We start from the raw sequence: 23316 nt of genomic DNA, 5'->3' as shown, positions 1-23316 counted from the left end.
TAGTGGGGTCCAGGGAAAGCCCCGACCCGGTGAAAGAGCTGATGAACGGCCGTGTGGGCGATATCATCGACGTCCGGTACGAGGAAGGAACCCATGGCGAAGCTCAAGGACGGCGGGGGACGGCCGCCGGGGATGGCGGACGTGGCCCGGGTGGCGGGGGTGTCGGCGCAGACCGTCTCCCGGGTGCTGTCGGGCCACCCCAATGTGCAGGAGAAGACGCGCGCCAAGGTCCTGACCGCGGTGGAGCAGCTCGGCTACCGCCGCAACAACGCGGCCCGCATGCTCTCCTCGGGCCGCAGCCGCACCATCGGCGTGGTGACGCTCCAGACGAACTTCTACTCGCGGGCCGCCGTCACCTCGGGCATCGAGCACGCCGCTCAGGCCGCCGGGTACGCGGTCAGCACCGCGACCACCACCTCGCTGGACACCTCCGCCATCGAGTCCGCCCTGTCCCGCCTGGCCGACCAGGACGTGGAGGGCGTCATCCTGTCGGTGCCGCTGATCCACGGCAGCCCGCGCATCGAGCAGCTCACCCGGGCCACGCCCACCATCACCATCGACGGCTCGCGCACCGACGCCACCGAGGTCGTCGCCATCGACCAGGGCCTGGCCGCCCGGCTGGCCACCCGGCATCTGCTCGACCTCGGCCACGACACGGTCTGGCACATCGCGGGCCCCGAGGAGTGGCTGGAGGCCGCGGCGCGGCGCGACGGCTGGCGCAGCACCCTCCAGGAGGCGGGCCGGCCGGTGCCGCCGCCGCTGGAGGGCGACTGGTCCCCGGCCTCCGGCTACCGCAACGGGCTGATCCTGGGCCGGATCCCGGACGCCACGGCGGTGTTCGTCGCCAGCGACGAGATGGCCTTCGGCGCCATCCGGGCCCTGCACGAGCTGGGGCGCCGGGTGCCCGAGGACATCTCCGTGGTCGGGGTCGACGACATCGAGCTGGCCGAGTACTGCTCGCCGTCCCTGACCACCGTCGCCCAGCCGTTCAGCCAGATGGGCACGCTCGCCGTGGCGCATCTGCTGCGGCTGATCGCCGACCCGGGCGCGGTGCCCGAACCGGCTTCGGTGGACCCGCAGTTGATCGTCCGGGCCAGCACCGCACAGGCCGGTGCCCCGGCCCGGGGGGCCGGGGCACCGTAGTGCGGCGGACCGGTCAGCCCGCGCAGTGGAACTTCGCGTCCGCCCAGTCCCCGTGGTCACCGGACTTGGTGCCGTCCGTGTCGGTCACCACCAGGTGGACATGGCGGGCCCCGGTCAGCGGCACGTTCACCGACAGCGGGTCCGAGGCGCCGCTGACGGTGGGGGAGGACCACACCTTCTTGCCGTCGGCGACGACCGAGAAGGACACCCCGCCGTAGCCGTTGATCTCGTCGTCGACACCGGCGGTCGCGGTCAGCGAGGAGCACTGCCCGCCGAGCCAGAACTCGATGTCGGAGTCCGCGTGCACCCCGATGCCCTTGGCGTACGTGGTCCCGTTCAGGGTGAGCGGACGGCCGTCGCCCGCCGCCGACTCGCCGTTGCTCCGGTCGCGTTCGGCCGGTCCGTAGCCGTTGGTCGAGCCCAGCCAGGCCAGGTCACTGGCCCAGCTGTCGCCCTTGGGCGGCGCGGGCATGGTGCGCAGCGCGGTCCGCGCGGTGGCGGTGTGCTCCTCGCCCGCCGCCCGGTAGCGCGCGCCGCCGCTCAGCACGGCCTCGCCCGCCGTGGCACCGGCCGGGGCGGTCACGGTGAACCGCGCGCTCACCCGGCGGCCCGGCGCGACGCGGCCCAGCTCCTTGGCCGGTGACACCGTCCAGCCCTCGGGCGCGGTCAGGGACAGCCGGGTCGCGGTGGCGCCGGTGCGTCCCGCCGTGAAGTCCACGTTCACCTCGGCGGACACTCCGGCGCCCAGCTCCTCGGGCGCGGTGACCGTGACGTCTCCGGTGGCCCCGGGCACCTTGCCGCCCAGCGCGCTCGCCCCGGCGAGGTCGATCCGGAAGCCGTGCGCGGTGCTCAGCGCGCGGGTCTTCACCTGCACGACCCCGGCCCGGTCGGAGGGGTCGTACCACCAGCCCTGGCCGGCCGCGTCGAAGGCGGCCTTCGAGGTGAGACGGGGCAGCGTCCGGCCGTCCAGACCCACGTGGGCCGGGGCCGAACCGGTGTGCACGGTGAAGGCGTACGGGCGGCTCTTCTGCTTGCCGGTGAAGTCACCGGACTCGGCGCCGACCGCGATGCGCACGGACCCGGCGCCGCTGCGCGGGGCGGTCACCGTCACCGGCTGCTCGCCGTACTTCCCGGCGCGGTGCTGCCGGGTGACGCCGTCGTCCTCGTACAGGGTGAAGGTGCTGCGGCCCTGCGGGTAGACGTCCCAGGCCAGCGGGGAGCCGGCGGTGCGGTCCTGGTAGGAGTTGACGCCCGGCCACATCGGGATCGCGGCACCCGCCCTGACGAACAGCGGCAGGGTGTCCAGGGGCGCCTGGTAGCCGTTCACGGTGACCGGCCCGTGGTACGTCCTGCCGGTCCAGTAGTCCACCCAGTCGCCCTTGGGCAGATAGATGCCGTCGCGGACCGAGGTGTCGCTGTAGACCGGCGCGACCAGGAAGTCCTTGCCGGTCAGGAACTCGTACTTGGCGGCGTCGCCCGCCGCCTTCGGGTCGTCGGGGTACTCCAGCGCCAGCGGACGCACGGCGCCGACGCCGGTGCGGTTGGCCTCGGCCGCGTACGTGTACATGTACGGCAGCAGCGATTCCTTGAGCTTCAGGTACTTGCGGTTGATGCTGGTGTACGGCTCGCCGTACTGGTAGGGCTGCTTGTCCTTGGCGGCCCAGCCGTCCATGGTCATCACGGCCGGCAGGAAGGACTTCCACTGCAGGTCGCGGGTGTACGTCTTGGCGCTGCCGCCGAAGATGCCGTCCACGTCACCGGAGGTGTAGGCCAGCCCCGACATGGTGGCGCCCGCGTACGTCGGGATCTGCCAGCGGATGTAGTCCCAGCTGCCGGACTGGTCGCCGCTCCACTGCACTCCGCAGCGCTGCGCGCCCGACCAGCTCTCCGGGGCCCAGGTGAAGCCGCGCGCGTCGCTGTTGTCCTCGATGCCCTGGTAGGCGGCCTTGCAGCCGTCCAGCGCGAACTTGTAGCCGTCGCCGACCCAGGCCACGTCCAGCTTGGCCACCCGCTGGCCCGCCTTGACCTGGTCGGCCAGCTTGTCCAGGCCGTCCTCGGTCCACAGACCCAGCTGCGTCTTGCGGGAGTTGAGGCCCTTGGCGGTCTCGGCGAGGTTCTCGTAGCCGCAGCCGTAGCCGTCGTTGACGAGCATCCAGCCCAGCGGCATGTCGTTCTTGGCGTAGTCGTCGGCGACCTTGAGCGAGTCCAGGGTGTGCCGCTCGCCGCGGTTGGCGTTGTGCAGGTAGCAGTCCGAGTCGCCCACCTCCAGGCCGTAGACCGGCGGGAGCATCGGGCGGCCGGTCAGCTTGGTGTACTGGCCGATGACGTCCTTGGTGGAGTTCCCGGCGAAGTAGTAGGCGTCGAAGCGGTTCTCCCGCTCGGTGGTGGTGACCGGGTCGGTGAAGGCGTAGGTGCCGGGCGCGTAGGTGTTGCGGTAGACGCCGTAGCCCGCCGAGGAGAGGTAGAACGGCACCGAGTTGGGGTGGCCGCCCTCGTTCCAGTTGTAGTCGACGCCGACCTGGAGCGTCTTGCCGCGGTGCGAGGTGTTGCCGCTGCCGTTCTGCTCGCCCGTGCCGTAGAACTGCTCGTCGGCGCCGCGCGCCAGGGTCTGGGTGGTGGAGGTGCCGTCCCAGCTGATGCCGCGCGACTCCTCCCACAGCCGGGTGCCGTCGGCGCGGTACAGGCCGAACCGCAGCGCGGACTTGTACGCGCGCAGGGTCACCTTGTCCGTGGACAGCTCGTATCGGTCGCCGCGGTCGCGCCAGCGGGTGGCGGGCGCCTTGCCTTGGGGCAGCACGATGTCGGCGCCGACCGGGTCGGTGAACGTGCCGTCGGGGGCGACCTCGATGCGGAAGGTGTCGGCCGTGACGAAGGTGACCCGGGCCTTGGCCGTGCCCGCCGTGAACGTGTAGGCGGCGCCGGAGTGCGAGAAGCCGGTGACCGCGCCGATCACGGAGGAGGCCGCGGTGCCGGCCGATTCGGCCGCCAGGGCCGGTGCCGAGGGGCCGGCCGTGGTCGCGAGCACCGCGAGCACGGCCGCGGCCGCCAGTGCCGCCCCCGAGGAGCGGCGGGCCTTGCGTCTGCGGGGTGGAGCGGTCATGTCGATCCCTTCGCACACGTCACTGAACCGGACAATGATGATTGAACGTGCTTGGTAAGATGCTCAAACAAGCAGAATCAATCACGCGAAGAAGGTATAGCGCACCGCCGTCCCGCTGACCAGAGTGCGCACCGACCCGTTCGACGGGCCTTTCCCGGTAAGGGAATTGCCGGTTCCCGGCAGTGCGCGGGGCCGCCGGTAGGGTGCACGGATGATCGTGATTCCGGAGGCCCTGGCCCGGGCCACCGTCGAGCGCGAGGGGGCGCCCGGGGCGGCCTGGATCGCCCGGCTGCCCGCGCTGGCGGAAGAGCTGATGCGGCGCTGGGGGTGCGTGCTCGACGGGGCGGTGCTGCACGGGGGAGTCGGGCTGGTGGTCCCCGTGCTCCGGCCCGGCGGGCGGCCCGCCGTGCTCAAGGTGTCCTTTCCGCACCCCGGCAACGTCCATGAGCCGGACGCGTTCGCCGCCTGGCGCGGGCGTGGCGCCGTCCTGCTGCACGCGCGCGACGACGCGCGCTACGCGCTGCTGCTGGAGCGGGCCGGGACCACGCCCCTGGGCCGGCTCGCGGACGGCGACGAACTGGTGGCGGTCGCGGGCCGGCTCAGCCGACGGCTGGCCGTCCCGGCACCGCCGGGGCTGCCCCGGCTCGCTGACCGCGTCCCCGAGTGGGAGGCACAACTGGAAGCGGACGCCCGGGAGTTGCCGCACCGCCTCGCGCCGAGGACGCTGGGCGCGGCGCTCGCCACCGTCCGTGAACAGGGCCGCGCCCAGCCGGAGCTGCTCGTCCACGGGGACCTGCACGCCGGGAACATCCTGCCCGGCGAGCGGGAACCGTGGCTCGCCGTCGACCCCAAGGGATACGCGGGGGATCCCGCCCACGACGGCGGGACACTGCTCAAGTCCCGGGCGCTGTCCCTCATCGGTGCCGACGACCTCGGCAGGGCCGCGCGGCGGATCGTGGACGTCTTCTCCGAGGCCGCGGGACTCGACCGCGCACGCGTCCGGCGGTGGGCCCAGCTCCACGCCGTCCAGGCGGCGTTCTGGGGGCGCCGCCATGGGTTCCGGATGGCCCGCCGGGGAGCGGAGCTCGACCGGATCACGGCGTTCGCCGAGGTGCTGGCGGAACTGCTCGCCGAGGGAGCGTAGAGCCCGCGGAGTCCGCAGGGCGCGCGGGGAGGGCCCGGGGACACCGGCGGGCCGCGGCGCCCGGGTGCGCCGCGGCCCGTGCGGTACCGGACCGGCCGGGTCAGACCACGCTGTCGCGCAGCTCGCTCAGCGCGTCCTCGGTCAGCTCCCGGGGAGCGCTGTCGGCGTCGACGAGGACGACCGTGCACTCGGCGGCGCGGGTGAGGGCGGCGGTGAAGCTGCCGTCGGCGAACTGCGCGAGCGGCCCGCGCGGCGAGCGGCCCACGGCGACCGCGCGCGCCCCGACTCCGGCGGCGTGCCGGGCCAGGGCGCGGCCCGCGGCGGCGTGGTCGCCGACGCCGGTCAGGATCTGGCCGGAGGCGGCGACCCCCTGGGCGGCGAGCCGGTCGAGGTGGGCGGTGACCGTGGCCCGCGCCCGCTCGTCGGACTCGGTGTCGACGGCCTGCTCCTCCACCACGGCCGTCTCCTCGACGTGCACGACCTCCAGCGGGCTGCCGGTGTCACGGGCGATGCGGGCGGCGGCGTCGACGACGGCGGCGGCCCCGTCATGGGCGCCGACGGCGACGACGACCGGCCGGGCACCGGCCGCGGCCGGGGTGCCCACGGGGGTGAGCGCCGGCGTCACGGGCTCCCCCTCACCGGTGTGCGCCTCGGCCCGGCGCAGCAGCCCGTGTCCGCTGGCGAGGACCGGGATGGCGAGCAGGAAGGTGGCGGCGCCCAGGTAGAAGGGGACGCTGAGGTCGGTGGCGTCGGCCAGCTTCCCGGCGACGTAGGGCGCCAGGCCGCCGCCGATGAAGCGCAGGAAGCCGTACGCGGAGGAGGCAACGGGGCGCTCGACCGGCGAGACGAGCATGACCGCCTGGGTGGTGAGGGTGTTGTTGATGCCGATGAACGCGCCGCTGACGATGACCGCGACGATGACGACGGTGGGGGTGGACACCCCGGCCGCGATGACCGCCATCACGATGCCGAGGCCCAGCAGGTTGGCGTACAGGACCGGTGCGGTGCCGTAACGCGCCTGGAGGCGGGGCGCGAAGAAGACGCTGAACGCGGCGACCAGCAGGCCCCAGCCGGTGAAGACGAGCCCGAGTTCATGGGCGTTCAGCTTCATCGGGTACGGCGCGTAGCCGAGCATCGTGAAGAAGCCCCAGTTGTACAGCAGCGCCATGATGCCCATGGTCAGCAGCCCGCGGTGGCGCAGCGCCTTGAGCGGGGCGAGCGGCGAGGTGGGCCGCTTCGGCTTGGGCAGCGAGGGCACGAAGACGAGGGTGGCGACCAGCGCGATGGCCATGAGGACGGCCACGCCGAAGAACGGGCCGCGCCAGCTGACGGCGCCCAGTTCGCCGCCGAGCAGCGGGCCGACCGCGATGCCGAGGCCGAGCGCGGTCTCGTACAGGATGATCGCGCCCGCGAAGCCGCCGCTGGCGGAGGCGACGATCACGGCCAGCGAGGTCGCGATGAACAGGGCGTTGCCGAGGCCCCAGCCGGCCCGGAAGCCGACGATGCCGTCGATGGAGCCGGTGCAGCCGGCCAGCGCCGCGAAGACGACGATGACGGCCAGACCTATGACGAGGGTGCGCTTGGCGCCGAAGCGGCTGGAGAACCAGCCGACGAACAGCATCGCCACGGCGGTGACGATCAGATAGCTGCTGAACAGCAGCGAGACCTGGCTCGGCGTGGCGTGCAGGCTCTCCGCCAGGGCGGGCAGGATCGGGTCGACCAGGCCGATCCCCATGAACGAGATCACGCAGGCGAACGCCACGGCCCAGACGGCCTTCGGCTGCCGGAACGGGCTGGCCGTCTTTCCGTGCGGTGCACTCATTACCGCTTCTCTCCACTCGGGTGTGTCGATGGAACGCTCTCGGGGCCCGGCGGGGCGGGCCGCCGCTCTGGCGGAACGGGGGCGGGTGCGCCGCGCCCGTACGGCACGGGCCGGTCCGGCGCACGCCGGGGAGGTGCGTGTCAGGAAGGCGCGGGCCGGTCCTGGACGGCGCGGGCCAGCGCGGGCAGGGCGACGCGCACCGCGTGCTGCTCGGGCCCGGTCAGTTCGCCGACGAGCCGTTCCAGGGCCCGCATCCGCTCGGCCCGCCGCTGCCGGTAGACCTCCAGGCCGGTCTCGGTGGCCTCCACCAGGACGCCCCGGCCGTCGGTCCGGTCGGCGGTGCGCCGCACCAGGCCCGCGCGCTCCAGACGGGTGACGAGCTGGGTCATGTTGGGCTGCGAGGCGTTCTCGGCGCGGGCGAGTTCGGTGAGCCGCTGCGGCCCCTCGCGGCCCAGCCGCCCGAGCGCCATGGAGGCCGCGGTGCTCAGACCGCCGGCCGTGGCGCTCTGGCGCACGTACCGGACCATCTGCTCCACGGCGGTCATCAGGTCCTCGGCGGTCGCGTCCGCCTCCGGCTGGTCCATAACCCGCTTATGCATAAGCACATTATGCATCTACGTGTACGGTGAAGCAAAATTCGCGGGGCGGGCCGGGAGCGGACCCGGGGGCGGGGCGCGGGCGGTGATCACGGCCTCCGTAGGCTGGACGCCATGGCGGAAGACTCTCCCTTGATCCAGAGCCTGCGATCGGCCGTCGCGGCGGCACCCGCGGACGTACCCCTGCGCCTGCACCTGGCCGAACTGCTCCTCGGCGCGGGCCGGTGCGACGCGGCGGTCGCCGAGGTCGCCGTGGCCCTCCAGCACGCGCCCGGCGACGCCCAGGCCCGGGAGCTGATGGCGCGCGCCATGGGCATGCCGCAGCAGCCCGCGTCCGCGCCCGCGCCCACCTCCGAGCCGCCGGCCGCCTCCGAGTCGCCGACCCCGGCCGGGCTCCCGTCCGCGCCCGCGCAGGAGTCCGCCGCGCCGCAGGAGCCCCGGCCGCCCGCTCCGGAGGGCTTCGACTGGCGGGCGGCCGAGGAGCAGGTCGGCGACATCGTGCCGCCGCGCTTCGCCGAGACCCCGTCGGCCGCCGACGGGCAGGACGACCCGGGCGGCGCCGGCGCCTGGGACGTGGACGCGCCCGGCACCGTGCGCCTCGCCGACGTCGGCGGGATGCGGGAGGTCAAGGACCGGCTGGAGGCGGCCTTCCTCGCGCCCATGCGCAACCCCGGACTGCGCAGGCTCTACGGCAAGAGCCTGCGCGGCGGACTGCTGCTGTACGGGCCGCCCGGCTGCGGCAAGACGTTCATCGCCCGCGCGGTCGCCGGTGAACTCGGCGCGGGCTTCCTGTCCGTGTCCGTCAACGACGTCCTGGACATGTGGGTCGGCAACTCCGAGCGCAACATGCACGAGATCTTCGAAACGGCCCGCCGCCAGGCGCCCTGCGTGGTCTTCCTCGACGAACTGGACGCGCTCGGTGCCAAGCGCAGCCGCACCGCGCACAGCGGCATGCGCAACACCGTCAACCAGTTGCTCACCGAGCTGGACGGCATCGACTCGGCGGCCAACGAAGGGGTGTTCGTGCTCGCCGCGACCAACGTCCCCTGGGACGTGGACCTCGCCCTGCGCCGCCCCGGACGCCTGGACCGCACCCTGCTCGTCCTGCCGCCCGACGCCCCGGCGCGCGAGGCGGTCCTCCGCTACCACCTGCGCGAACGACCCGTCGAGAACATCGACCTGGGCCGCCTGGCCAAGGCCACCGACGGCTTCTCCGGGGCCGACCTCGCCCATGTGTGCGAGGCCGCCGCCGAGCGCGCCCTGCTCGACTCCGCGCGCACCGGCACCGTCCGGATGATCGGCACGAAGGACCTGCTGGCCGCGGCCCAGGACGTGGTGCCCTCCACCGGCCCCTGGTTCGCCTCGGCCCGCAACGTGGCGATGTTCGCCAACGAGGGCGGCATGTACGACGACCTGGTCGCCTATCTGAAGAAGAAGCGGAAGCTGTGACCGCCGTCCGGAGGGGAGCGGACCGGCCGTGACCACCGCACACCCGGCGGTCGGCCGGGCCGACGGGCTCCTGGGCCTCGGGCGGTACGAGGAGGCCGCGGCCCTGCTGGGCGGCCATCTCGCCGAGTACCCCGACGACGCCCGCGCCTGGCTGCTGCTCGGCCGCGCCCGGCACGCCCTCCAGCGGCACCGCGAAGCCCTCGACGCCTGCGACGAGGCGCTCGGCGCCGACCCGCAGTACGTCGACGCGCTGATCCTGCGCGGCACCGTGCTGCGGCACGTCGACGGCCGCTTCGAGGAGGCCGAGGAGGCGCTGCGCGCGGCGGTGCGCCTCGCCCCGCACCACTGGTACCCGTACGCCCGGCTCGCCGACCTCGTCTTCCGGGCCCGGCTGGTCCGCCGCGGCCAGGCCAGGGGCGGACAGCTGGAGGCGCGGGACCTGACCGAACTGGCCGCGGAGCCGGCCGCCCTCGCGCGCGAGGCGCTGCGGCTGGGTCCGGAGGAGGTGTACGCCCATGAGGTCGCCCAGCTGATCGCCCGGCTGTCGGGCGACGCGGCCGCCGCCGACGCGCTGGACCGGGCGATCCTGCGGCTCGACCCGCAGCACCCGGAGGCGCTGGCCAGGCGCACCCGCAAGGTGGCGAGCGCGGCCGGTGTCAGGGCCGCCGAGGCGGCCGCCCTGTACGCGGACGCGCTCGCCGTCACCCCCGGCTCCGCCGCCCTGCGGCAGGGCCTGGACCACGCCTCCTACCGCCTGCTGCGCGGGACCCGCTGGCTCGCCCTGCTCTGTGTGGCGCTCGCCGGCGCCGGTGTCGGGCTGTTCTCCTCGGACACCTCCCGCGCGCTGCCCCTCTCGCCGGGGCAGCGGCTGTGGGACCTCGTTCCGATGGCGGTGATCTGGGGCGTGGGCGCGCTGCTGCGCTACCGCAGGCTGCGCGCGGGCGTGCGGATCAATCTGGTCTCGCTGGTCCGCCGCCGTCCGTGGCCGCGGATCGTCCTGGGCCAGGCCGCCTGGGCGATGGTCTGCGCCCTGCTGCTCACCCAGGTGCCGTGGACGGAGCGCACCGTGCCCGAGTTCCTGTTCTGGGCGGGCCTGCTGCCCACCTTCGTGACGCTCTGGTTCGACCGGAAGACGGGCTGAGCTCCGCGCCGGGGCTCACCCTTCGGCGGCGCCCGCGGCACCGGGTGTGCGGCGCGCCATCCAGGCGGCGACCAGCGCGCCGGAGATGTTGTGCCAGACGGAGAAGACGGCGGCGGGCAGGGCGGCCAGCGGGCTGAAGTGGGCGGTGGCGAGCGAGGCGGCGAGGCCGGAGTTCTGCATGCCGACCTCGAAGGCCATCGCGCGGGAGGCGGGCCGGCCGAGCCGGGTGAGCCTGCCGCAGCCGTAGCCGAGGGCGAGCCCGCAGCCGTTGTGCAGCACGACCGCCAGCAGGACGGTGAGGGCGGCGGACCTCAGGGCGTGCGCGCTGCCCGCGACGACCACCGCGACGATCGCGGCGATGGCCAGCGAGGACAGCCACGGCATGGCGCCGAGCACCCGGCCGATGTACCGCCCGGCGACCAGGCGCACCACCACACCGCCGAGCACGGGCAGCAGCACCGTCTTGAGGATGTCGGTCACCATCGAGCCCGCGTCGACGGGCAGGTACTGGCCCGCGAGCAGCAGGGTGAGCGGCGGGGTCAGCAACGGGGCCAGCACGGTGGAGACGGTCGCCACGGAGACCGACAGGGCCACGTCGCCGCGGGCCAGGTAGGTGACCACGTTGGAGGCGGTGCCGCTGGGCGCGCAGCCGACGAGGATGACACCGGCGGCGAGCGCGGGCGACAGGTGCAGCAGGTGCGCGATCAGCCAGCCGAGTCCCGGCATGATCACGTAGTGGGCGGCCAGACCGAGCAGCACCACCCACGGCCGGCGCGCCACGCCCTTGAAGTCCTCCAGGGACATGGTGAGCCCCATGCAGAACATGATCACGCCGAGCAGATAGGGCACGTCGGTGCCGTATCCGGCGAAGGCGCCGGGGAAGGCGAGACCGGCGGCGCCCGCGGCGATGACGAGGACGGGGAAGACGGTGACGGCCCGGCGGGCGGCGCGGTCGGCGGGGGAGGTCCCGGCCGGAGGCGTGGGGGTACCGGTGGGGGCGGTCGGGGTGTCTGGGCTGCGCATAAGATGCATGTAAATACCATGTATCAATATGCGGCAACGCCGTCTCATCATTCGGACGCGGTGGTCAGGTGGACCGGTACGCTCCCGGCCGTTCACCAAGAACGAACACAGTCCGACAGCATCATTGCCTCGGTTGCGTCCGGGTCCTAGGGTGTGCCTGGTTCCACAGCCCCCTCTGCCACCAGCGTCAGCGATCTGCACCGGCGTCAACTTCCGTTCGACACACCGACATCGCTCCTGTCGCCGACCCGGCGACCGACGAAAGCTCGTGTTCGGTTTACCAACAGCATCGGACAGTTGCCGGCGCTCCGCTCCCCACGGCGGCGCACTGTCCAGCATCGAGGAAGGCCATGGTCATGCAGCACCCGCACCCGCCCGCCGCGCACGGTCCCGCCCGGCCGGCCGTCAGCCGCCGCCGTCTGATCGGAGCGGGAGCCGCGGTCCTCGGAGCCCTCGCCGTGCCCGCGCTCCCGGGCCCGGCGTCCGCGGCCACCGGCGACGGGCCGACGGCCACCGGCGCGGAGTGGAACGGCCACATCGACGTCTTCCGGCTCGGGACCGAGCCCCCGCACACCACGCTCATGCCCTACGCCGGCACGGACCAGGCGCTCAAGGCCGACCGCACCCGCTCCCCGTACCGGCAGAGCCTCGACGGGACCTGGCGCTTCTCCTGGTCCGCCCGCCCCGACCAGGGCGACGACACCTTCTACCGCACCGACCTGGACGACTCCTCCTGGGACACCCTCCCCGTCCCCTCGGTGTGGCAGACGCACGGCCACGACGTCCCGATCTACGTCAACATCACCTACCCCTACTGGGGAGCCAACGGCCTGGGCGAGGAGCCGCAGCCGCCCGCCGCGCCCACCCGCCACAACCCCGTGGGCCGCTACCGGCGCACCTTCACCGTGCCGCGCGACTGGGCGGGACGGCGGACGTTCCTGCACTTCGAAGGAGTCAAGTCCGCGCACTACGTGTGGATCAACGGCAAGCTGGCGGGCTACCACGAGGACTCGTACACCCCCGCCGAGTACGACATCACGCCGTACCTGGAGCCGGGCACCAACCAGATCGCCGTCGAGGTGTACCGCTACTCGGACGGCGACTGGCTGGAGGACCAGGACATGATCCGGGTGAGCGGCATCTTCCGCTCGGTCTATCTGTACTCCACGCCCGACGTGCATCTGCGCGACTTCAGGCTGGAGACCCCGCTGCGCGACGGGTACACCGCCGCCGACCTGGCGGTGACCGCGAGCGTACGGGCCTACGGCGGCGCGCGCGAGGGCCGGTACACCGTGGAGACCCAGCTGTACGACCCGCGCGGACACGCCGTCTGGCCGCGCCCGCTGGAGCAGAGCGCGGACCTCGGCTCCGTGCCCGCCGGGCAGGACGTGACGGTGCACGGCTCCCGGGCCGTCCCCGCGCCCCGGCTGTGGTCGGCCGAGCACCCCGAGCTGTACACCGCCGTGCTGCGGCTGCGCGACCCGGCGGGCAAGGTGACCGAGACCCTCTCGCACCGGGTGGGCCTGCGCGAGTTCGCCCTGCGGGACGGGCTGATGCGCATCAACGGCAAGCCCGTCTCGCTGCGCGGCACCAACCGCCACGAGATGCACCCCGACCGGGGCACGGCACTGACCCGCGCGGACATGGCCGAGGACATCCGGACCATCAAGCGGCTGAACATGAACAGCGTCCGCACCTCGCACTACCCCAACAACCCGCACTGGCTCGAACTGGCCGACGAGTACGGGCTGTACCTGGTGGACGAGACCAACCTGGAGACACACGGCATCCGCGACCGCTTCCCCGGCGACCACCCCGACTGGACCCGCGCCTGTGTCGCCCGCGCGCAGAACATGGTGCACCGCGACAAGAACCACGCCTGCGTCGTCATCTGGTCCCTGGGCAACGAGGCGGGCGGCGGCAGCACCTTCGTCGCCATGCACGACTGGATCCGCTCCTACGACACCACCCGGGTCATCCAGTACGAGGGCGACGACCGGCCGGGGATCAGCGACATCCGCTCCGCCATGTACGAGAGCCCCGCCCGGATCGAGGAACGCGCCAGGGACACGGGCGACACCCGGCCGTACGTCATGATCGAGTACTGCCACGCGATGGGGAACTCGAACGGCAACTTCAAGAAGTACTGGGACATCGTCCGTCGCCACGACGTGCTCCAGGGCGGCTGGATCTGGGACTTCGTCGACCAGGGCCTGAACTGGCCCACCCCCGAACGCACTTCGCTCACCGAGACGGGACCGGCCGCGCTCACCGGCGAGGTGCTGCCGGCCCACGCGGGCTTCACCCGCGGCGAGGGCGTCTGCGGCACCACCGTCTTCGGCCGCGACGACCGCCTCGACCTCACCGGCTCCCTCACCCTGGAGGCGTGGATCACCCCGCGCGTGACCGGCTACCACCAGCCGCTGATCGCCAAGGGCGACACCCAGTACGCACTGAAACAGACCGACTCCCGGCTGGAGTTCTTCATCCACGCCGCCGGGCAGTGGATCACCGCGAGCTGGGAACCGCCGGCCGGCTGGACCGGGACCGAGCACCACGTCGCCGGTGTCTTCGACGACCGGGCCGGCACCCTCACCCTGTACGTCGACGGCGCGGCCCGCGCCACCCGGGCCACCACCGTGCGGCCCGGCTCCAACACGGCGCCGCTCGCGCTCGGCGGGGACGTGGACAACCCGACCCGTGCGTTCAGCGGCACCATCCGCCGGGCCCGGGTGTACGCCCGCGCCCTGAGCGCGGCCGAACTCGCCTCCGACGCGCGCACACCGGGCGACGAGGGCGTACGGTTCTGGTTCGACGCCGCCACCGCCGGGGTGCGACGCGAGCGGTCCGGGGAGCGGACGTTCCTCGCCTACGGCGGCGACTGGGGCGACAACCCGAACGACGGGAACTTCCAGGCCGACGGGATCGTCACCGCCGACCGCGGCCACACCGGCAAGGCGGCCGAGGTCAAACGGATCTACCAGGCGATCGGCGTGAGCCCGGCCGCGGGCACCGGGGCGCTCACCTCCGGGGCACTCTCCTCCGGGGCGCTCACTCTCACCAACGAGTACCTGTTCACCAACCTCCGGGAATTCGACGCCGGTTGGACCCTGGTGGCGGACGGGAAGGCGGTGCGCCGCGGCAGACTGACCCGCGCGCAGCTCGATGTGGCGCCGCTGTCCCGCAAGGACATCACCGTGCCCCTCGCCCTGCCCGCCGCACCCGCCCCGGGCACCGAGTACTTCCTCGAACTCTCCTTCACCACAAGGGAGTCCACCCCGTGGGCGGACGCCGGGTTCGAGGTGGCCAGGGCACAGCTCCCCGTCGACGCGGGCAGCCCGGCCGTCACCCCGCGGCCGCTGGAGAGCGTCCCGGCCCTGCGCCACCGGGACGACGGGCGCGCGATCACCGTCACCGGCCGGGACTTCTCGGTGACCGTCGACCGGAGCACCGGCGTCATCACCTCCTACGAGGCCCACGGCCGCGGCCTGATCACCTCGGGACCCGTACCCAACTTCTGGCGGGCCCCCACCGACAACGACCGCGGCAACGGCCAGCACACCCGCAACCAGACCTGGCGCGACGCCGGCGCCCGCCGCACGGTGACCGGCGTCGCCGTACGGGCCCTGGGCGAGCGGGCCGTGGAGATCGCGGTCACCGGCACCCTGCCCACCACCGTCGCCTCGGCCTACACCACCACGTACACCGTGTTCGGCAACGCCGAGATCAAGGTGGACAACACCCTGCACCCGGGCGCGGCGAGCCTGCCCTACCTGCCGGAGGTCGGCACACTGCTGCTCCTGCCCGGCCGCCTGGAGCACCTCCACTACTACGGGCGCGGCCCGGAGGAGAACCACTGGGACCGCAACGACGGCACGGACGTCGGGCTGTACTCCGGGACCGTGTCCGGCCAGTGGACCCCGTACATCCGCCCGCAGGAGAACGGCAACAAGACCGATGTGCGCTGGGTCGCGCTGACCGACGGCGACGGCAACGGCCTGCTCGCCTCCGGCGAACCGCTGCTGGAGTTCAACGCCTCGCACTTCACCCCGGAGGACCTGTCGCTCGGCGCGCGCCACGACTACCAGCTCACCGCGCGCGAGGAGGTCGTCCTGCGGCTGAACCACCGCCAGATGGGCGTGGGCGGCGACAACAGCTGGGGCGCGCACACCCACGACGAGTACAAGCTCCTCGCCGACCGCGACTACCGCTACACCTACCGGCTGCGTCCGCTGAGCGGTGTCCGCGGTGCGACCGGCGCGTCCCGCCGGCCGACCGCGACGACACTCAGGGAGTGAGGCCCTCGGCGACCGGCCGGTCCTCGGCCGCCCGCGGCTCCCCGGCCACCGGGTGGTCCCCGGCCGCCCGGTCGTCCGGAGCAGCCGCCGGGGCGGCCGGGGCGTGGGTGCTCCAGCTGATCCGGGTGCCCGCGAGGGAGACGATCAGCGCCGAGACCGCCACGGCGGACATGCCGACCACCAGGCCGCCCCAGCCCGCGATGAAGCCGATCAGGGCGGGCCCGATCAGCAGACCGGTGGTGCCCATGGCCGCCACCAGCGCGAGCGCGTCCGAACCGCCCGCGGCGGCGGCCACGTACACGCACGGGGTGACGGCGGCGGCGCCCAGGCCCACGCAGGCGAACCCGAGCAGGGTCGGCACGACACCGCCGGCCAGCAGCGCCAGGGCCAGTCCGACTCCCGCGACGGCGCTCCCGCAGACGACCACGCGGCCGTCGCCCCAGCGGGTGCGCCAGCGGTCGGCGAAGACACGGGCCAGCAGCATCATGACCGAGACGACGGCGATGCCCAACGGCGCCACGGTCGCCGACGCCTTGGCGATGTCCTTCATGTAGAGCGCGGACCAGTCGTTCATGGCGCCCTCGGTGATGGTGCCGAACACCATCGCGCAGCCCATCCACAGGGTCGCGCGTCCGGGCAGGCTCAGCCTCTTGCGGCGCCGCCCGGCGGGAGCGTCCGCCGCCGCGTCCGCGCCCTCGGCCGCACCCGCCTCCTGGGGCGCCGTCCCCGCGGCCGGTTCGGGCTCGTCGAGCAGGCCGCGCCGCGCGCAGGCCAGCAGCACCAGCAGCAGGACGAACGCCACGGCGAAGTGCGCCGTGACGGCCGAGGTCAGCAGGTTCACCCCGGAGGCCAGCAGCGCGGCGCCCAGCAGACCCGCGCTGAAGGTCGCGTGCAACTGGGACATCACCGTGCGCCGGAACCGCTTCTCCAGCGCGGCGCCCTGGGCGTTCATGGCCACGTTCAGGGCGCCGACGGCCACCCCGTCGGCGCAGATGATCACCAGTGCCACCGGGTAGTCCGGCGCCTTCGACAGGGCCGCGAGCAGTACCGCCAGGCACAGCCCGGACACCAGCGACAGCCGCCGTGAGCCGAGCCGCCGCATGAGGTACGAGACCAGCGGGAAGGACACCGCCGCGCCCACCCCGCAGGCCATCAGCAGCAGGCCCAGCTCCTGTTCGGACAGGTCGAGCCGGCTCTTGAGGGCGGGCAGCCGGCTCGTCCAGGTGGCGTACTGGAAGCCGAGGAAACAGAACAGTGCCGCGACGGCCCACTTGGCGCGGGCCGACTCGTCACGGACGCGGAGCACCGTCATCGGCCCGCTTCTTTCCTGTAGGAGGGGCCGCGCACAGGCACCCTGGTGGACATGTACAGCGCGTGGGGGCCGTAGCCGGACGGGACCTCGATGTCGCGGTGCGCCCGGTAGCCGAGCCCGCGCCAGAAGCCTTCGAGCCCGGCGACGGCGACCAGCGACATCCGCTCGAAGCCCCGGTCCGCCGCGACGGCGGTGAGATGCCCGGCCAGCCGGGCGCCCAGGCCCCGGCCGCGCAGGCGCTCGTCCACGACCAGATCGTGCAGATGCAGGTTGGCGGTGCGGTGGGCGGCCCGCTCCGGCGCGGTCAGGTCGGGGAAGGCCGCCTCCGGGTAGGGCAGGGCCAGGACGTACCCGCCGAGCCGGTCGCCCAGGTCGAGCACGAAGCAGGTGCCGGGCGAGACGCGGCCCCGGGACTCCAGCGCCGCCTGCCCCTCGGTGAGGCCGCTGCCGGCGTAGGCCGCCGCCTCCAGGGCGGCGACCTGCGGCCAGTCGGCGTCGGCGAGGGCGCGGACGCGCGTTGCGTGGTCCACGTCAGTGCGTCCCCTCCGGCCCGGCCGCCACCCAGGTGCCCGGCACGGCGTACGGCAGCGCGTCCGCCGCCGTGCCCGCCGGGGCGTCCGGCGCGGTGTCCGTGGTGGCACAGTCCAGCGGGCTGAACCCGTTGAAGCCCTGGGTCATGTAGCTGGTGGCGTAGGCACCGGCGGACAGGATCCAGACCGGGTCGCCGGAGGCGAGGTCCTCCGGAACCGGCGTCCGGTGGCCGTCCGCGCCGTAGGTGTCGTCGCTGTCGCACGTCGGGCCCGCGACCACCGCGGGCACCAGCGGAGCGCCGGCGTGGCCGGGGAAGACCAGCCGGTGGCAGAGCTGGTCCATCTCGTAGAGGCCGTTGAACTTGCCGCAACTGAGGTAGAGCCAGCGGGCGGTGGCGCCGCCGGGCTGCTGCCGGGCGGTCAGCCGGTACACGTGCGCGCGGACCGCGCCGTGGTCGGCGACCAGGTGCCGGCCGGGCTCCATGACGAAGTCCAGGGGCACGGGACTGGCCTCGCGCAGCCGCTCCATGCCCTCCCGGACGACGGCGAACATCTTGTCCAGGGGCGGATCGAGCCGCTGGCCGTGCCGGTCGAGATAGCCGAGCGCGGGCAGCCCGCCGCCCAGGTTGACGAGATCGGGCACGATGCCCCGCTCGTCGAGTGCCGTCAGCACGTCGGCGAGGGTGTCGAACGCGTCCCGCCACGCCTCCGCCGTCATCTGCTGCGAGCCGACGTGCACGGACAGCCCCGCCGGGACCAGTCCCGCCGCGCGGGCCGTCTCCAGCACGCGCACCGCGTCCTCGGCCGAGCAGCCGAACTTGCGGCTCAGCCCCCACAGCGCGCCCTGGCCGGTGGTGGCCAGCCGGCAGAAGACACGGGAGCCGGGGGCGTGCGCGGCGAGGGCCGCCACGTCCTGGACGCTGTCGGTGGCGAAGGTGCGCACACCCAGGCGGTACGCCTCGGCGATCGCCGCGTCGGACTTCACGGTGTTGCCGTAGTGGATCCGCTCCGGGGGCACGCCCCTGGCGAGGCCCTGCCCGATCTCGGCGGGGCTCGCCGCGTCGAAGCCGGCGCCCTCGCGGGCGAGGCAGTCCAGCACCTCGTCGACCGGGCACGCCTTCACCGCGAAGCGCACGCGCACACCGGGGAGTTCGGCCAGCAGACGCCGGTACTGGTCCCTGATCCCGGCGAGGTCGTAGACGAGGCGGTCCGAGTCCGCGGCGGCCAGGGCGCGGGCCAGCCGCGCCGGTACGTCGTCCGTGCTCACCCGCTGGTGCTCCCGGTCCCGTCGGGCCCGGCCGCGTCCTCACGGGCCGCGCGCGTGAGCGCCGCCCAGGAGTCGGTCAGCAGGGCGAACTCCTCGATGTCGCGCACGGCCTCGTCGAGCAGCAGCTCGCGCCGTGTGCTCAGTGACTCGGCGAACTGCGCGTACCGGCCGCCGAGTTTGCGGTAGGCGGTGTCGACGCGGTCCAGGCGCCACAAATTCTCGTCCCGGTCCAGACGCGTGCTCTCGCGCAGCAGCGCGGCGACGGCCTCGGGCCGGACCCGCTGCTCGCCGTCGAGCAGGGCGGGGCCCGCCGCGGCCATCCGGTCGTAGACGAAGTGGAAGTAGAGCATGGACAGCAGGAACTTCACGAACCGCGTCTGGTAGGCGTGGAACCCGGCGTCCGTGCGCCGCTCCGGGGTGTAGAAGTTCTCGATGTGCCGGTTGTGCAGCACCCCGGGCAGGGTGGCGTCGTGCACCAGGTGGATGAGGAAGTAGTCGCTGCCGATGGTGCGGGTGGCCGGGGGCAGCGGCACCCGTTCGTACACGGCGCGGCTGAAGGCGATGTTGCACATGTCGACCCGCATGGGGTCGACGAGCGTCAGCGTCGAGCGGTCGCCGGTGAACGGATCGGTCCCGGCGCCCCGGAAGGACTCCTCGACCAGCTCCCGCCGGCTCTCCTCGGACCAGTGGCCGGGCGCCCACAGGCTCACCACGTCGTGGTGGACGGCCGCGTCCAGCTCGGCCATCTCACCGATGTCCACGGAGAGTTCACCGATGAACGAGGCACCGGCCATGGAGACGGGACGCCGGGCGAGGGCCGGGTCGAGCACCGTCTCGGACACCAGGGCCGTCACCTGCGCGGCGGGCCGGCCCAGCGCGGCCGCCTCGTGGTGGACGGGGAAGACGGGCGCGCCCTCGAAGGTCTGGTAGGCGCTGTCGGAGTCCCTGCGGTGCACCGAGCGGCAGCCGAGGGCGGCGGCGATCAGGAACACCCGGTCGGTGCAGGCGCCGTAGGAGACGTCGTCCGGCAGCAGCAGCGACAGCAGCCGGCCGGCGTCGGCACGTCCGGAGCGCTCGATCACGCGCCGCAGGAAGACCCGCTGCCGGTCCTCGTCGAGGTGGTGGGTGACCACACCCGGCGCGGCGGGCAGCCCGGCCAGGACACGGGCGTGCTCGGCGCGGGTCGGCTCGTCGCACGAGTCGAGCACGAGCAGGTGGACCTCGACGCCGAAGTGCGCCGCCGCGTAGGCGGCTTCGGCTGCGACGGCCGCGAGGGTGGGGGAGCACGCCCTGTTGGTGGGCAGGGCCAGGCAGATCCGCTCGGGTGCGTTCGGCCCGGTCACTCGGCGTCCTCGCGTCCGCTCCAGGTGTCGAGCCCGAGCAGCTTGCGGCCCAGGTCGTTCAGGGTGGCCGGGCCGTACCGGTCGGCCTCGGGCCGGACGGCGTCCCCGAGCAGCGTCGGGTTCCAGTCCGGGGTGCTGAGCGTGCGCCACGACTCCACGCGCGAGCGCCGCAGCTGCTCGTGCTCCTCCAGCGCGGGCATCATGGAGAGGTACTGCGCGGCGCGCACGCCCCGCTCGGAGACGTTGGGCGCGACCCCGTGCGCCAGCAGGCCGTTGAAGATGAGCAGGTCACCGGCGCGCAGCTCGGGCCGTACCACCGGGAACTCGGCGCGGTCGACGGCCGGCCGGATCGGGTCGCGGTCCTGCGGCTGCTCGATGCGCCACTGCTCGAACCGCCGGAACAGCTCGGGCGCGCACTGGAAGCCGCCGAGTGCCGCGTCGGTGTCGTTGAGGGCGAGGATGCCCTGCACCCGCTGCGGCAGCACACCGAGCGTGGTGTCGACGTCCCAGTGCAGCTCGATGTCGAAACCCTCGTCGGTGGGGGCGATCAGCGAGCGCGAACGGTTGCCCCGGTTGGGCGGGTTGAGGTTGAGCCGGTCGAGGGTGACCCACAGCTCCTCGCAGTCCCACACGTCCACGAAGGCGTCGTAGACCCGCTGGTCCTGCCGGTTGTCCCACAGGAGCTGGTGGTGGTATGCCTCGACGAAGCCGTACACGTGCAGGTCGCGGTCCAGGTCCGAGCGGAACTCGCGTTCCTCGTACCAGGTCTCGGGGCGGTCCGGGTCCAGGCCCTGGAACTCCCAGGCGAACTCCAGCAGGCTCTTGGCCGCGCCCGGCGAGACGGCGTCGCGGACGACGACGTAGCCGTAGGTCTGCCAGAAGGCGAAGTCCTCCTCGGACAGCACGCGCAGCGGCCGGGACTTCTCGATGTCGCGCAGCGGTGTCTGGGCGAGGTAGGTCTCGCCGTCCGAGCTGAAGTAGGGGCGGGCCGAGGGAGCGCGATGCAGATACGGGGCGGATTCCGGCATGGGATCACTCCAGGGCGTGTGGTGCGTGCGGGGCCGAACGGCCGGAACTCGGCTCTGCGCGGTGGTCGCTGTGCGCGCTGGTCGAACCGAGGCCCTCCCAAGGTGGACTAGACCATTTGTGGTGTCAACGCGGGTCTGCCGAAGCTGCCCCCAAGTGCCTGTGAAGTGCCGGTCGTCGGCCGCGCCCAAGCGGAACTGCCGGTATGCCGAAGGGCGGCGCGGAGGTACCGCGCCGCCCTGGTGAGGTGTTCCGCCGCCGGGTGTGCCGGGCGGTGGTGGGCCGGCCGGTGCCGGTCAGCCCGCGACGATGCGCTCGGCGGCGGCCATCCCGCACACGCGGGCCGCACCGTGCGTGGCGATGTGCACGGCGCCGCGCGCGGGGGACTGCGGGACGCCCATCTCCACCACGATCGTGTCCGGGCGTGCGGCCAGCACCGTGTCCAGGGCCGACCGCATCCACGGGTGCCGGTGCTCGTCGCGCACCACGGCCACGATCCGGTGCTCGCCCGCCGCCTTCAGGGCCGCGGCCCCGGCGTCCGGGCCGGCCTCCGCGTCGGTGAAGGTGCCGGTCGTGGTGCCCGGCAGCAGCCGCTCCAGCTCGGCGTCGACCCCCCAGGGCGTCTCGTGTCCGACGGCGATGTTCGGGGCCGGGTTGAACGTGGCGACGTAGACCGGCGCGTCCACGCGGGCCGCCTCGCCGGTGACGGCCAGCGCGCGGCGGGCGGCGACGAGCCCCACCTCCTCGTCGGCCGCGACATCGGCCTCCGCACGGACCCGCGCCGTCCAGCCGGCCAGCTCGCGCACCCGCCGCGCGGCGTCCGCCAGCCGCTCCTCGGACAGTTCGCCCCCGCGCACGGCGGCGACCAGCGCGTCACGCATGTTCAGCACGGTGGCCTCGTCGTGCAGTCCGCCGCCGACGCAGATCGCGTCCGCGCCCGCCTCGATGGCCAGCACGACGCCGCGCTCCAGGCCGTAGGCGCGCGAGATGGCCTGCATCTCGATGCCGTCGGTCACGATCAGCCCGTCGTAGCCGAGTTCACCGCGCAGCAGCTCGACGAGGATCCGGTGCGAGAGGGTGCCGGGGCGCTCCGGGTCGAGGGCGGGCACCAGGATGTGCGCGCTCATGACGGCCCGGGTGCCGGCCTCGATGGCGGCGCGGAACGGCACCAGTTCGCGCTTGTACAGCGTCTCGGCGTCGACGTCGATGCGCGGTATCGCGTGGTGCGAGTCGACGTTGGTGTCGCCGTGGCCGGGGAAGTGCTTGGTGCAGGCGGCGACGCCGCTGGACTGCATGCCGCGCACATAGGCGGCGGTGTGCCGGGCCACCAGGTCGGTGTCGGCGCCGAAGGCCCGTACGCCGATGACGGGGTTGCCCGGGTCGGCGTTGACGTCGGCGGACGGCGCCCAGTTGAGGTTGACGCCGCACTCGGCGAGGCGGCGGCCCAGCTCGCGCGCGACGCGCCGGGTGAGGTCCGTGTCGTCGACCGCGCCGAGCGCGTGGTTGCCCGGGAAGGCGGATCCCGTCCGCACGTCCAGCCGGGTGACGTCACCGCTCTCCTCGTCGATCGCGACCAGGAGATCGTCCTTCTGCGCCCGCAACCGCGCGGTCAGCTCGGCCACTTGGCCGGCGGTGGCGACATTGCGTCCGAACAGGGCGACGGCGGCCAGGCCCTCGTCGATACGGCGGTGCACCCAGTCGGGCGCCGTGGTGCCGGCGAAACCCGGCTGAAGCACCGCGAGGGCGTCGCGGGACAGGGACTCGTTGCCGGTGGCACTCATGGTCATCGGGGGCGTCATCCTTTCGCGGCGCCGTCGCTCGGACCGCGCTCACAGCCTTGCCTTGCGGGGTGGGGCGACCGGCCGGAACGACGCCCCCGAACGGGCGGCCGCCCGGTCGTCGGCACCGTCCCGCTCGTCGCCGGGGACGGCGCCGGCACGGTCTCCTCGCGAACGTGCGGCAGGGCCCCCTCCTACAGGTCGTGCGCCGGTGTACGCCTGTCGGCAGGGCCCGTTGCGCATCACCGTCGGGTCGGTGAACGGGGCCCGGCACCGATTGGTGTAGACCTTCACCGGCGAGCTTGGCCTAGACTTTTACCCGGCGTCAAGGAGGTCCGACCACC

Annotated in this window: 15 protein-coding genes; 5 read left to right on the top strand and 10 right to left on the bottom strand. The window is 73.6% G+C overall.

Annotation, left to right across the window (positions count from 1 at the left end):
• Positions 1-93 precede the first annotated feature (93 nt).
• A complete protein-coding gene (locus A8713_RS01840; RefSeq protein WP_064531087.1) occupies positions 94-1143 on the top strand; it encodes a LacI family DNA-binding transcriptional regulator in 1050 nt (349 codons plus the stop codon).
• Between the two features lie 13 nt (positions 1144-1156).
• Here A8713_RS01840 and A8713_RS01835 read toward each other — a convergent pair whose 3' ends face one another.
• The gene (locus A8713_RS01835; RefSeq protein ID WP_064531086.1) at positions 1157-4243 is read right to left on the bottom strand and encodes an NPCBM/NEW2 domain-containing protein; all 3087 of its coding nucleotides are present in this window, start codon (positions 4241-4243) and stop codon (positions 1157-1159) included.
• Positions 4244-4454: 211 nt separating this feature from the next.
• Between A8713_RS01835 and A8713_RS01830 the strand changes: the two genes are divergently transcribed.
• Entirely contained in the window at positions 4455-5387 is a 933-nt protein-coding gene (locus tag A8713_RS01830) for an aminoglycoside phosphotransferase family protein (protein ID WP_064531085.1), read from the top strand.
• Between the two features lie 100 nt (positions 5388-5487).
• Here A8713_RS01830 and A8713_RS01825 read toward each other — a convergent pair whose 3' ends face one another.
• Together A8713_RS01825 and A8713_RS01820 are read right to left on the bottom strand one after the other, a co-directional pair.
• Positions 5488-7209 carry an MFS transporter gene (locus A8713_RS01825; RefSeq protein WP_064531084.1) on the bottom strand — a complete coding sequence of 574 codons (1722 nt, stop codon included), beginning with the start codon at positions 7207-7209 and terminating at the stop codon, positions 5488-5490.
• A gap of 140 nt (positions 7210-7349) precedes the next feature.
• A complete protein-coding gene (locus A8713_RS01820) occupies positions 7350-7808 on the bottom strand; it encodes a MarR family winged helix-turn-helix transcriptional regulator (RefSeq protein ID WP_079158799.1) in 459 nt (152 codons plus the stop codon).
• 111 nt (positions 7809-7919) lie between these two features.
• Here A8713_RS01820 and A8713_RS01815 point away from each other — a divergent pair, with 111 nt between their 5' ends.
• Both A8713_RS01815 and A8713_RS01810 read left to right on the top strand, forming a co-directional pair.
• Positions 7920-9254: an ATP-binding protein gene (locus A8713_RS01815; protein ID WP_064531082.1), complete on the top strand. Its 1335-nt coding sequence runs from the start codon at positions 7920-7922 to the stop codon at positions 9252-9254.
• A 28-nt stretch (positions 9255-9282) separates the two neighbouring features.
• Positions 9283-10395 (top strand): tetratricopeptide repeat protein, encoded by a 1113-nt coding sequence (locus tag A8713_RS01810; RefSeq protein WP_064531081.1) that lies wholly within the window; start codon positions 9283-9285, stop codon positions 10393-10395.
• Between the two features lie 15 nt (positions 10396-10410).
• On the opposite strand, the gene A8713_RS01805 is transcribed toward A8713_RS01810, so the two are convergent.
• On the bottom strand, positions 10411-11418 hold the full coding sequence (locus A8713_RS01805) for a bile acid:sodium symporter family protein (protein ID WP_064531080.1): 1008 nt from the start codon (positions 11416-11418) through the stop codon (positions 10411-10413).
• Between the two features lie 356 nt (positions 11419-11774).
• On the opposite strand from A8713_RS01805, the gene A8713_RS01800 reads away from it, so the two are divergent.
• The gene (locus A8713_RS01800; protein ID WP_064537185.1) at positions 11775-15716 is read left to right on the top strand and encodes a glycoside hydrolase family 2 TIM barrel-domain containing protein; all 3942 of its coding nucleotides are present in this window, start codon (positions 11775-11777) and stop codon (positions 15714-15716) included.
• On the opposite strand, the gene A8713_RS01795 is transcribed toward A8713_RS01800, so the two are convergent.
• From A8713_RS01795 to A8713_RS01770, 6 genes are all read right to left on the bottom strand, one after another.
• Complete coding sequence (locus tag A8713_RS01795; protein ID WP_064531079.1) at positions 15706-17028, bottom strand: MFS transporter; 1323 nt, start codon at positions 17026-17028, stop codon at positions 15706-15708. The two genes, A8713_RS01800 and A8713_RS01795, sit on opposite strands and share 11 nt — an antisense overlap.
• Entirely contained in the window at positions 17025-17558 is a 534-nt protein-coding gene (locus tag A8713_RS01790; protein ID WP_064531078.1) for a GNAT family N-acetyltransferase, read from the bottom strand. The genes A8713_RS01795 and A8713_RS01790 overlap by 4 nt, the downstream gene beginning before the upstream one ends.
• Before the next feature lies 1 nt (position 17559).
• A complete protein-coding gene (locus A8713_RS01785; protein WP_064531077.1) occupies positions 17560-18825 on the bottom strand; it encodes a type III PLP-dependent enzyme in 1266 nt (421 codons plus the stop codon).
• Positions 18822-20168, bottom strand: a complete 1347-nt coding sequence (locus A8713_RS01780) for a DUF6271 family protein (protein WP_064531076.1) — start codon at positions 20166-20168, stop codon at positions 18822-18824. Before A8713_RS01780 ends, A8713_RS01785 begins: the two co-directional genes overlap by 4 nt.
• Positions 20165-21196, bottom strand: coding sequence for a phytanoyl-CoA dioxygenase family protein (locus A8713_RS01775; RefSeq protein ID WP_064531075.1), 1032 nt, complete (start codon positions 21194-21196; stop codon positions 20165-20167). The genes A8713_RS01780 and A8713_RS01775 overlap by 4 nt, the downstream gene beginning before the upstream one ends.
• A gap of 294 nt (positions 21197-21490) precedes the next feature.
• A complete protein-coding gene (locus tag A8713_RS01770; protein ID WP_079158797.1) occupies positions 21491-22981 on the bottom strand; it encodes a glycoside hydrolase family 3 protein in 1491 nt (496 codons plus the stop codon).
• Between the last annotated feature and the right edge of the window lie 335 nt (positions 22982-23316).

Origin of the sequence: Streptomyces sp. SAT1 (assembly GCF_001654495.1) — a bacterium.
GTDB lineage: Bacteria > Actinomycetota > Actinomycetes > Streptomycetales > Streptomycetaceae > Streptomyces > Streptomyces andamanensis.
This window is presented reverse-complemented; position numbering and strand designations above follow the sequence as displayed.